Source organism: Halomonas sp. AOP27-A1-41 (assembly GCF_052378605.1).
In the GTDB taxonomy this organism is placed as follows: domain Bacteria; phylum Pseudomonadota; class Gammaproteobacteria; order Pseudomonadales; family Halomonadaceae; genus Vreelandella; species Vreelandella citrativorans.
The window spans coordinates 22,123-31,462 of the sequence record NZ_JBQSXT010000029.1 but is presented as its reverse complement, the minus strand read 5'-3'; the positions used below and the strand labels follow the sequence as shown (position 1 = coordinate 31,462).

11 protein-coding genes are annotated in these 9,340 nt (G+C 55.5%); 5 read left to right on the top strand and 6 right to left on the bottom strand.

Annotation, left to right across the window (positions count from 1 at the left end; genetic code table 11):
• On the top strand, positions 1 to 569 hold a 569-nt coding region (locus tag ACT3TC_RS15675), incomplete at its 5' end, for a FadR/GntR family transcriptional regulator (protein ID WP_444640834.1).
• A 251-nt stretch (positions 570 to 820) separates the two neighbouring features.
• Here the strand turns inward: ACT3TC_RS15675 and ACT3TC_RS15670 are convergent.
• Genes ACT3TC_RS15670 through ACT3TC_RS15660 form a run of 3 tightly spaced genes read right to left on the bottom strand, consistent with a single transcriptional unit; the run spans position 821 to position 3,629 of the window.
• Positions 821 to 2,194, bottom strand: coding sequence for an amidase (locus ACT3TC_RS15670; RefSeq protein WP_444640832.1), 1,374 nt, complete (start codon positions 2,192 to 2,194; stop codon positions 821 to 823).
• Entirely contained in the window at positions 2,188 to 2,403 is a 216-nt protein-coding gene (locus ACT3TC_RS15665; protein ID WP_444640830.1) for a hypothetical protein, read from the bottom strand. The genes ACT3TC_RS15670 and ACT3TC_RS15665 overlap by 7 nt, the downstream gene beginning before the upstream one ends.
• Complete coding sequence (locus ACT3TC_RS15660) at positions 2,400 to 3,629, bottom strand: MFS transporter (protein ID WP_444640828.1); 1,230 nt, start codon at positions 3,627 to 3,629, stop codon at positions 2,400 to 2,402. Before ACT3TC_RS15660 ends, ACT3TC_RS15665 begins: the two co-directional genes overlap by 4 nt.
• Before the next feature lie 135 nt (positions 3,630 to 3,764).
• Here ACT3TC_RS15660 and ACT3TC_RS15655 point away from each other — a divergent pair, with 135 nt between their 5' ends.
• Positions 3,765 to 4,328, top strand: a complete 564-nt coding sequence (locus ACT3TC_RS15655) for a TetR/AcrR family transcriptional regulator (RefSeq protein WP_444640827.1) — start codon at positions 3,765 to 3,767, stop codon at positions 4,326 to 4,328.
• A 60-nt stretch (positions 4,329 to 4,388) separates the two neighbouring features.
• Here ACT3TC_RS15655 and ACT3TC_RS15650 read toward each other — a convergent pair whose 3' ends face one another.
• The 3 genes from ACT3TC_RS15650 to ACT3TC_RS15640 form a co-directional block, all read right to left on the bottom strand.
• A complete protein-coding gene (locus ACT3TC_RS15650) occupies positions 4,389 to 5,585 on the bottom strand; it encodes a Bcr/CflA family efflux MFS transporter (protein WP_444640825.1) in 1,197 nt (398 codons plus the stop codon).
• A 133-nt stretch (positions 5,586 to 5,718) separates the two neighbouring features.
• Positions 5,719 to 6,879 (bottom strand): FMN-dependent L-lactate dehydrogenase LldD, encoded by a 1,161-nt coding sequence (gene lldD / locus ACT3TC_RS15645; protein ID WP_444640823.1) that lies wholly within the window; start codon positions 6,877 to 6,879, stop codon positions 5,719 to 5,721.
• Between the two features lie 127 nt (positions 6,880 to 7,006).
• Positions 7,007 to 7,927 carry a LysR substrate-binding domain-containing protein gene (locus ACT3TC_RS15640; RefSeq protein WP_444640821.1) on the bottom strand — a complete coding sequence of 307 codons (921 nt, stop codon included), beginning with the start codon at positions 7,925 to 7,927 and terminating at the stop codon, positions 7,007 to 7,009.
• Between the two features lie 141 nt (positions 7,928 to 8,068).
• Between ACT3TC_RS15640 and ACT3TC_RS15635 the strand changes: the two genes are divergently transcribed.
• The 3 genes from ACT3TC_RS15635 (at position 8,069) to ACT3TC_RS15625 (ending at position 9,324) form a co-directional block, all read left to right on the top strand.
• Positions 8,069 to 8,461 carry a RidA family protein gene (locus ACT3TC_RS15635; protein WP_444640820.1) on the top strand — a complete coding sequence of 131 codons (393 nt, stop codon included), beginning with the start codon at positions 8,069 to 8,071 and terminating at the stop codon, positions 8,459 to 8,461.
• A 106-nt stretch (positions 8,462 to 8,567) separates the two neighbouring features.
• Positions 8,568 to 8,720 carry a hypothetical protein gene (locus tag ACT3TC_RS15630; RefSeq protein WP_444640818.1) on the top strand — a complete coding sequence of 51 codons (153 nt, stop codon included), beginning with the start codon at positions 8,568 to 8,570 and terminating at the stop codon, positions 8,718 to 8,720.
• Between the two features lie 85 nt (positions 8,721 to 8,805).
• A complete protein-coding gene (locus ACT3TC_RS15625; RefSeq protein ID WP_444640816.1) occupies positions 8,806 to 9,324 on the top strand; it encodes a cupin domain-containing protein in 519 nt (172 codons plus the stop codon).
• Positions 9,325 to 9,340: the final 16 nt, after the last annotated feature.

The following is a 9,340-nucleotide window of genomic DNA, read 5'->3' as shown; positions in this document are numbered from 1 at the left end:
AGTTAAGTCGTAGTGCAGTAAGGGATGTGGTTGCACAGCTAAAAGCAGAGGGCCTTGTAGCTTCTCGTCAAGGATCCGGGCTTTTTGTTATTGCAAGACCCTCAACGGCACTTGACGCACCCAATTTTGTAAACAACTTTAATGATCTGATTGCACTATTTGATTTTCGAATGTTAATCGAGACCGAGTCAGCGGTATTAGCAGCAAAAAAGCGCAATGAAAGTGATATTGAGCGCATAGAAGACAAGCATCATGCTTTACAGGATGTCTTTAGAAACGGAGGGCAAGGCACTCAGGAGGATTTTGACTTTCATTTACAGATCGCCAGAACATCAGGCAACAAATTCCTTCTTAGCTCTATATTAGCGCTGCAAACAGGCGTAATTTTCTCCGCCAAATTAGGTAAAAAAACCTCTGACTTACCAAGGTTTCTACAATCCAGACAGGTCTCACAAGAGCACGCTGCCATTATCGACGCTATTCGTGCGGCTGATGACACACAAGCCAGAGCGGCTATGCAGCATCATATCGAGGCCTCGCTTTCACGCATTTTACACGGCCAGCCATAAGCGCAATATCTTTGGCCTGGAAAGCCGGGTCATCGACGACCCGATCACGGGAAAACCCATGATGATACCGCTGGGGCGGCATGGGCCGTGCAAACGTAAGCGTGTATCTACTGCCGATAGGGAGACACAGGCCTGAAGAAGACGTGGATGTGCTTGGCCGTTCTGTGCAACCTGGTGCTTAAGGCAACTACCAAGCAATCCTTGGTAGCTGCCTTGACGTCACCACTTTCTCGAACTCAATGCCTGCTCGGTTAAGTGGGGGAAAGAGGCTGCTCAATGGCCCGCCCAACCTGTAGCACTTTGGCGTCATCAAATGCCTTGCCCATAATCTGGACACCCACGGGCAGCCCTTGATGATCCTTACCAAATGGCACCGTCAGCGCGGGTAGTCCGGTCACATTGGCGGGTGCGCATAAGCGCACATACGCTTCGGAGACACTCTCTTGGCTGCCGTCTTCCCAATCAAACGTATCCTGCTCCAAGCGTGCTGCTGTCTGGGGCACGGTGGGTGTCAGTAGAACGTCGATGTCTGAAAACAGGGAACCCCAGCGCTTAGCGATCAGGTTCCGGGCACGCTGCGCCTTCAGATAATCGCCTGCTGACAGCAGTTGTCCGGCTTCAAGCAAGGTGCGTACATCATCACCGTATAGCGATGCTGATTGACGTATGTCCTTGGCGTGTACGGTTGCTGCCTCGGCCACCATCAGGCCCCACTGAGTCGGAATAAGGTAGTCAGCCAGCGGAATATCCACCTCCACCAGCACGGCGCCCTGTTGTTCCAGATGCGCTGCCGCACGCCTAACAGCCGCGGCGACTGGCTCCGCAACGTGGTCAAAATAGTAGTTGCGTGGAATACCAACACGCAGCCCATGCACATTTGACTGTGCGTTGGTATCGAAAGAGGCAGGAGGAGTACGGCTAGCGGGGTCGCGCGCATCAAAGCCCATCACTGCCTGCAATAACAGGCCAACATCCTCTACCGTGCGTGCCATAGGGCCCGCATGATCGAGCGACCAGGCCAGGGGCATAGTACCGTGGCGAGAGACCAAGCCATACGTAGGCTTGAACCCAACCAGCCCGCAAAGTGCTGCGGGCACCCGAATCGAGCCACCGGTATCGGTCCCCATGGCTGCCCAAGCGCCGCCGTAAGCAACCGCTGCGGCAGAGCCCCCACTGGAGCCCCCCGACGTGCGCTGTGGATCAAGCGGATTGCGCGTTTGAGGTGTGGTCAGGCCGAAAGCGAACTCATGCAAATGGGTCTTGCCCAGGAGTATCGCGCCGCCACGCAGCAAGGCATCCGTTACCGCGCTGTTGGCCTCGGCCAGGTGTCCGTCCTGAACACGGGAGCTGGCCGTGGTGGGTTGGCCAGCAACATCGAACAGGTCTTTCAGCGCGATAGGAATGCCATGCAGCGGCCCACGGTAACGGCCATGTTGAATGTCTCGCTCGGCCTCAAGTGCCTGCTGACGGGCGGCGTCTTCCCATACAGATACAAAAGCGTTGATCTCTGGCTCTCGCGCACCAATACGCGCCAAGGCCGCATCCACCAATTCTACTGGTGACAGTTCGCATGCCGCGATGGCGGCACTGGCTTGGGCCAGTGTCAGGTTTAATGGATTTAGCATGGTTGGTTCCCCTGGCTAGCATCAAAGGTAAATGAAGGAGTGCATGATTCATCGATAGGTAATTCGTCAAGCCGGGCAATGACCGTGTGTATGTGATGCAGTACACCCGCAATCAGTGGCGCACGTTCAGAGTCCAGGGGCAGCCCTAGGCTAGTAGCCAGAGCCAGGGTTTCCTCGGCGGACATAGGAGAGACATTTTGAACAGTCATGCTTGATTTCCTTTCTTCATTGAAGTGCGCGCTTGCATAAGCAGCAGGATAATGGCGAGCAAGGCCAGCGCTGTGATCACCGCACCATAGACATTGGCCGAGGTCAGCAAGCCGACCTTCTGAGCCAGGTAGCCGACAGCCATCGTGGGCACGCTATGAGCCAGATAACTTTCGATATAAAACACGCCCATCAGCGCGGCACGTTCATGGGGCTCAGCCAACGGTAGGACACTGCGCACAGCCCCGAGAAAGCTCGCGCCAAACCCAAACCCCGCAATGACCGACCCGGCCAACAGCAAGACAGCGTTTCCCTGATTAGCCCCGACCAAAATGACGACCAGCCCTGCGACCAAGGCAAGTTCGCCAGACAAGAGGGTTGTAAAAGAGCTCAGCTTGCGAGCCGCCAGAACCGCTGTGGCACCGGTGAGCGTTAGCGCTGCGACGACAAGACCACCCAGCCATGGCGTGCTCACATGCGTAACGTCAACGATCAGCGATGGCATAAGCGATAGATAAAAACCACCTAGCATCCACACTGCCACGTTTGCAGGAGTGACAGATAACAGCGTTTTGCGCGCTTGCAGCGGCACGGTAATGCGTGGTTTCAGGCTTGCCCATGCACCCGAGCGATATGTCACCGTCTCTGGTGCCAGCCAAATCAAGCCCAGCATCACCAGAAAAATAGCCAGCAGCAACGCGTACACCATGTGCAGCGGATCGGGCGCCAACACGACCAACGAGGTACTGCCTAGCGCGCCGGCTGCCATACCAAGCAGTGGTGAGATGCTGTTAATCACAGCCCCCCTCTCCCGACTAACATCGAGTATCGCCGCGCCAACTGCCGCAGTGGCCATACCCGTGGCAAAGCCTTGCAGAGCGCGCGCACCAATCAGCCAACCCGGCCCGGCCGCACCCAAAAAAACCACCATAGCGATGATCTGTAGCGACAACGCCATGGCAATAACCGGACGTCGACCAATATGATCGGACAGCCTTCCCGTCACCAGCAGTGCCAAAAGCAAAGCCAGCGCGTAAGTGGCAAAAACCACCGTCAGCAGTGTTGCGCTAAAGCTCCACTGCTGCTGATAAAGTTGGTACAGCGGGGTAGGCGCACTCGATGCTGCTAAAAAGGCAATCATTATCGCTGTGTGCAGGAAAACGGTACGGGCGGGAGACAAACTCCAGCTAGAGGAACGGCGGACAGTATCAGACACGTTGATGGACATGATCTCTCCCAAAAGGCAAAATATTAGCTTTAAAGAGCATAAACTCAATAAATCACTAACGCAAACATTTTGCCTTAGTGATTTATTGTACCGTACCGACGAAACCGTGCCGATGAATAGGTACTGAAGGAACACATGACCAACAAACCCACTCCTCGTCCAGGGGGCCGCAGCGCTCGTATTCAGGCTGCCGTTCATCAAGCCGTTCGAGATCTGCAACAAGAACAAGGCCGGGCCGGGCTTACGGTGCCCGCCATCGCCACACGCGCTGACGTCACCCCCTCGACGATCTACCGCCGCTGGGGTGACCTTACCCAGTTACTGGCCGACGTTGCCGTCGAGCAACTACAGCCGGAGCAGCCGCCAGCCGATACGGGAAGTTTGCGTAGCGACTTGTTAGCCTGGCTTGTTGAGTACTTTGAGGAGATGTCATCAGCCCCAGGGCGGGCGATGCTCCGCGATGTTCTAGGCACAGAAGGCCATGCCAGCGCGGGTAAATGTGATGGCTTCTTGCGTCAGCAGATCGAAGTAATAAACGAACGCGGCCTTGCCAGAGGAGAGCAGCCGATGGATATAGGGCGGGTCACCCAAATAGTGGTGGCGCCTCTGATGTACCGCATCCTGTTTGCCAACGAAACACCGACTGCGCAGGCCATAGAAGCACTTTTCGAACAATTAGTAAGCTCAGCAGATGCTTAATAAAAAAGCCCCGTGTTCTGGATAACACGGGGCTTTTGGCAAGGGGCGCTGTTGGGCTTATTACGCCTCGACCGCGGCACGCCCTTTGATCATTGAGCGGGCAAGCAGCAGATACGCGACCGAGCCACAGGCGGCCATGGCCAACACCACCGCTTCAAGCGTATGCGGCAGCATGGCAGACAGGGCGCTCAAAATCCCGGCGATACCGAACTGGGCGGCGCCCAAAAGCGCGGCGGCGGTACCACTACTAGTGGGGAAAAACTCCAAAAAGCAGGCCTGAATATTGGGCGAGATCGCCCCTACTGTGCCGATGGTCAGCATCATGGCGAACAGGAAAGCGTACATTGGCCACTCCATAAAGGCAGCCATCACTAACAATACAATGCCGACCGCTTGGCAGCCCGTTGCCAACTGCAGAATACGCAGTGACGATATTCTGGAAAGCAGTACACGGTTGCAAATATTGAAGAAAAGCATCGCGACGATGTTAGCCGCAAACAGCATCGAAAAACTTGAGGGCGACTGGCCGAAGTGCCCCTGATAGATAAAGGAAGCGTAGGTAATGAACATCATCAGGGTGGAGAAGGAGGCGGCCTGCCAAGCGATAAACGGTAAGGCTGGTTTCGTCGACAGTACCAGCTTGTAACGCGCCAGCAAGCTCATCTTGGGGCTTTTTGATCGCGACACTTTGCCCTTCCCGGAAAAAAGCACTCGCACCAGTAACGGCACCAGCAGCACCGCGTAAACCGCCAAGGCAAAGAAAATATTGTGCCAGGAACCCACCGCCAGAATCGCACTGCCAACGCTCGGGGCGATACCCGGCGCCAGCACCATGATAAAGCCCATCATCGAGAACAGCTTCGCGGCATCACGGCCCGCCACCCGGTCGCGCACCAGTGCCGGTATCGACACCAGCGTTAACCCCGCGCCAATGGCTTGAACGGCCCGCCCGCTAAGCAGAGTGTTCAAGGATTCCGCCATGCCGATGACAATGCTTGCGAGCGCAAAAATTGCCAGCCCGCTCATCAATACACGCTGGCGACCGAAGCGGTCCGAAAGCGCCCCGCCAATGAGCTGCCCCACAGCCATCGCGAACACATACACCGAAACGCTTAACGATACGGCCTGCTGAGATATCCCCAGCGACTCGCCAATGACCGGAAAGGCCGGCAAGTACGTATCCATGGAAAACGGACCCAGCATCATGGTCAATGCCAGGCTCAGTACCACAATGAAGGGCGTTTTAGATTGGGTCATAGAAGCTCGCGGTAAGATGGCTTAATGATGGCAGCATTCATAATATGATACCGATTGACTCCATCATCAGCCAATATTCGCCTAGAAGTGGCTACCAAGCCACCACGTTGGGCCATCCAACAGTCCGCGTGTGCTACTCGCTCCTTTTGATCTCTTTAACCACAGCATCCAGGTGGCTTGAGTTGATCTCGGCAGGCGAGTTGGCGCCGATCAACGTCATGGTGACGCGCATATCGGCGGCGATCAGATCCAGTAGATGGGAAACGCCCAGCTCACCCCGTGCGGCCAGTGCATACACATAAGCGCGGCCCAACAGCACGCCTTGGGCACCCAGCGCCAGCATACGCACCACATCAAGCCCAGAGCGCACGCCGGAATCTGCCAGTACCGTCAGTTCATCGCCCACGGCCTCGGCAATATGCGGTAGCGCTTGGGCGGTGGAAATAGCCCCATCCAACTGGCGCCCACCGTGGTTGGAAACCACGATACCGTCAGCCCCCATGCGTACCGCATCTCGCGCATCCTCTTTATCCAACAGCCCTTTGATGATCAGCTTGCCCTTCCAACTCTCACGAATCCACTCAAGCTCGCTCCAGCTAATGGAGGGGTCAAAGTTTTTAGCCAGAAAGCCCATGTAGTCGTCCATGTTCATTTCGCGTCCGGTGTAGGCCTCGATATTACCGAACGACAGCGGCTTGCCTTTAAGCCCTACATCAAACGCCCACTGCGGGTGGGTGATTGCCTGAGCGTACTGGCGCAGCTTGGCGTTGGGGCCTGACATACCCGAGCGACGGTCACGGTAGCGCGAACCTGGCAGCGGCATATCCACGGTAAACACCAGCGTTTTCATGCCTGCTTCCCAAGCGCGCTCCAGGGCATTTTTCATAAAGCCGCGATCTTTCAGCACATAAAGCTGAGACCACTGCTCGCCGTGGGCATTTTTAGCCACTTCCTCAATCGAGCAAACCGAAACGGTGGAGAGCGTATAGGGAATCCCCGCCTTTTCTGCCGCGCGCGCAGCCTGCACTTCGCCGCGCCGAGCATACATGCCCGTGGCGCCCACCGGTGCCAGCGCAACCGGCATTTTCCACTGACTGCCTAAAATTTCAGTTTCAAGCGACGGCGTACCGCCCCCCTGCAGCACGCGCTGGCGTAAAGGGATGGCCTGCAACGCCTCCACATTGCTGCGCAGCGTGCTTTCCGTGACCGAGCCGCCATCAAGGTAATCAAACAAAAAACGAGGAACACGCCGCTTGGCGGCTTGCCGGTAATCAGAAGGACTTGAAATGATCATGAATTCGCCTTAACTCGACACGGGAAACGGAGAAGTGACCGTATGTTAGAAACCTTGGTGCTAACTCCAACTAGCGTAACAAGTTACGCCGCCGCTATAGCCATTCGCTGCGCTGAACTTTAGTCTATTAGCGGTTTGGTTTATGCCCCAGCTCACGCTCATTCATTAGCGCAACAACCCAATCAATGAACACACGTAGCTTAGCGCTTACATGCCGATTGGGCGGAAAGGCGATGAACATCGGCATAGGGTTCAAGTGCCACTCTGCGAATAAGGGCACTAACTCACCGCGTGTAACGTGTTCCCGGACCATGTAATCAGGCAACAAAATCGTGCCCAGCCCCGCCAAACCTGCCGTAAGCGCTGCACTGCCATCATCGACCGTAATCCTATAGTGCCCTTGAACGCTAACGCTCTCTGTTTCGTGGTGAAGGGTATAGAGGGAAGCCAAACCAGCACGCCACTTGAAGCCGACGATGTAATGAGGCGGGGCAGATAACGCTGACGGATGCGAAGGCACCCCCGCTTTTTGCAGATAACTGGGCGCGGCGTACATGCCAACACTCAACTCCCCTATCCGGCGCGCCACCAACGATAAATCGGTAAGTTCTCCGCCACGCACTACGCAATCCACGTTTTCATCAATTAAATCCACCATGCGGTCGCTGACGCCCATATCAAGTTGAATATCGGGATACTGCGCGTAGAAGTCCGGTAGCGCCGGTATCAAAATCATTCTCGCAAACGGGCTGGGCACATCAACTCTAAGCCGTCCGCGAGGCGACACCACCGCATTGGAGAGGCTGGTTTCAGCATCATCCATATCGGCTAACAATTTTATAACGCGCTCGTAGTAGGCCACTCCGTCTGCCGTCGCGTTAACCTTGCGTGTGGTGCGGTTAAGCAGCTTTACCCGCAGCCGTGCCTCTAACTGCTGCACTAACTGGGTCACGCTGGTTTTACTGATATGCAGCGTTTCAGCGGCCTTGGTAAAGCTGCCTGTCTCCACGACCCGAGCAAATGCCTGCATCGCATTAAAACGGTCCATTACAACGATACCGCCCTGTGATTGTTTGGAAAATGCAAACAGTGTTGATCAGAATTCTCTGTTTATCCAGCCTGACAGCAGACCTAGAGTAAATCACCCAACGGCCTAGCTGATATTTGAACAACGGATGGAGAAAGAGATATGGCAATGCGTAACGCAGTTTACCCTCAACGCAGGCAGGCACTTTACGAGCAGAATGGCTATTCTGCGGCCATCCGCTCGGGCGACTTGCTATTTGTATCGGGCCAAGTGGGCAGCCGTGAAGATGGTTCACCCGAACCGGACTTCGCCGCACAGGTTCAGCTCGCCTTCGACAACTTGCAAAGCGTGCTGGAAGCTGCGGGCGCAAGCTTTGACGATATCGTCGATGTCACAACCTTTCATACGGACCCTGAAGCCCAATTCACTACCGTGCTGGAAGCCAAGACCCGCGCGTTCCCAGATAAACCCTACCCCAACTGGACGGCGGTCGGCGTAAACTGGCTGGCAGGCTTCGATTTTGAAATCAAAGTAATTGCGAGACTCTCCAACTAACCAGGAAGATTCACTGCTTTTGAAAAAGCGATGGTAGGAACCGACATTGCAGAAATGCCTAAAACGAACAATGCTTGAACAGTGTGTGTAGCGATGGAGTTTTGTAATGGCGGACTTCAAGCAACGCGAGTGGGTGAAATTGAAATGGGCTGATCACTGGGCCGAAGGCCAGGTGACCCACAAAGATAGCGAGAAGCCCCACCCTGCGTATCTAATCAAACAAGAGAACGACAGCAGAGTCTTGAAAGCACAGCTTTGAAAACAGAGTCTTGGAAGCAGAGCTTTGAAAACAGAATCTTGAAACTTCATACCGAGCTCAAAAAGGCATAGGCAAGGAGGCCACGGTGAGCATCCCACAGCCCGAAACACTCACTTTTGATAGCGATGAAACGAGCGGCTATCCCAACTCCCCACTGCCCGTACTGATATACCGCAAGGTTCTCGACCTCAGTAGCGCAGAAGCGCGGGCCGATACCTTTGAAAACATGTTCAAACAGCACGGCTGGCCGCCCGCATGGCGTTACTATTTATATGATTTTGACCACTTTCACTCCACCGCCCACGAGGCGCTAGGCATTTTTCAGGGCCAAGCCAGAGCGCGGCTGGGCGGCCCCAATGGCCAAGAAGTGATGCTTTACGCGGGTGATGTGCTGGTACTGCCCGCCGGAGTGGGTCATTCCTGCGTAGAGGCGGACGACGATTTTTGCATGGTCGGTGCCTACCCGCCGGGGCAAAACCCGGAGAACGAGCTCGGCGACCCGGCCGAGCTTTCGGCAGCACAAGCGCGGGTGGCTTCCGTAACCGTGCCGGAGACGGCCCCGGTGGGCGGGCCACTCCAGCCGCTATGGAAACCATCGTCATAGCAACGGCCAATCGCAC

Bases quoted from the DNA above. Each gene is read 5' to 3' on its own strand.
- ACT3TC_RS15670 (WP_444640832.1), bottom strand. From the start codon at position 2,194: ATGCTAAATCCATTAAACCTGACACTGGCCCAAGCCAGTGCCGCCATC.
- ACT3TC_RS15665 (WP_444640830.1), bottom strand. From the start codon at position 2,403: ATGACTGTTCAAAATGTCTCTCCTATGTCCGCCGAGGAAACCCTGGCT.
- ACT3TC_RS15660 (WP_444640828.1), bottom strand. From the start codon at position 3,629: ATGTCCATCAACGTGTCTGATACTGTCCGCCGTTCCTCTAGCTGGAGT.
- ACT3TC_RS15655 (WP_444640827.1), top strand. From the start codon at position 3,765: ATGACCAACAAACCCACTCCTCGTCCAGGGGGCCGCAGCGCTCGTATT.
- ACT3TC_RS15650 (WP_444640825.1), bottom strand. From the start codon at position 5,585: ATGACCCAATCTAAAACGCCCTTCATTGTGGTACTGAGCCTGGCATTG.
- lldD (WP_444640823.1), bottom strand. From the start codon at position 6,879: ATGATCATTTCAAGTCCTTCTGATTACCGGCAAGCCGCCAAGCGGCGT.
- ACT3TC_RS15640 (WP_444640821.1), bottom strand. From the start codon at position 7,927: ATGGACCGTTTTAATGCGATGCAGGCATTTGCTCGGGTCGTGGAGACA.
- ACT3TC_RS15635 (WP_444640820.1), top strand. From the start codon at position 8,069: ATGGCAATGCGTAACGCAGTTTACCCTCAACGCAGGCAGGCACTTTAC.
- ACT3TC_RS15630 (WP_444640818.1), top strand. From the start codon at position 8,568: ATGGCGGACTTCAAGCAACGCGAGTGGGTGAAATTGAAATGGGCTGAT.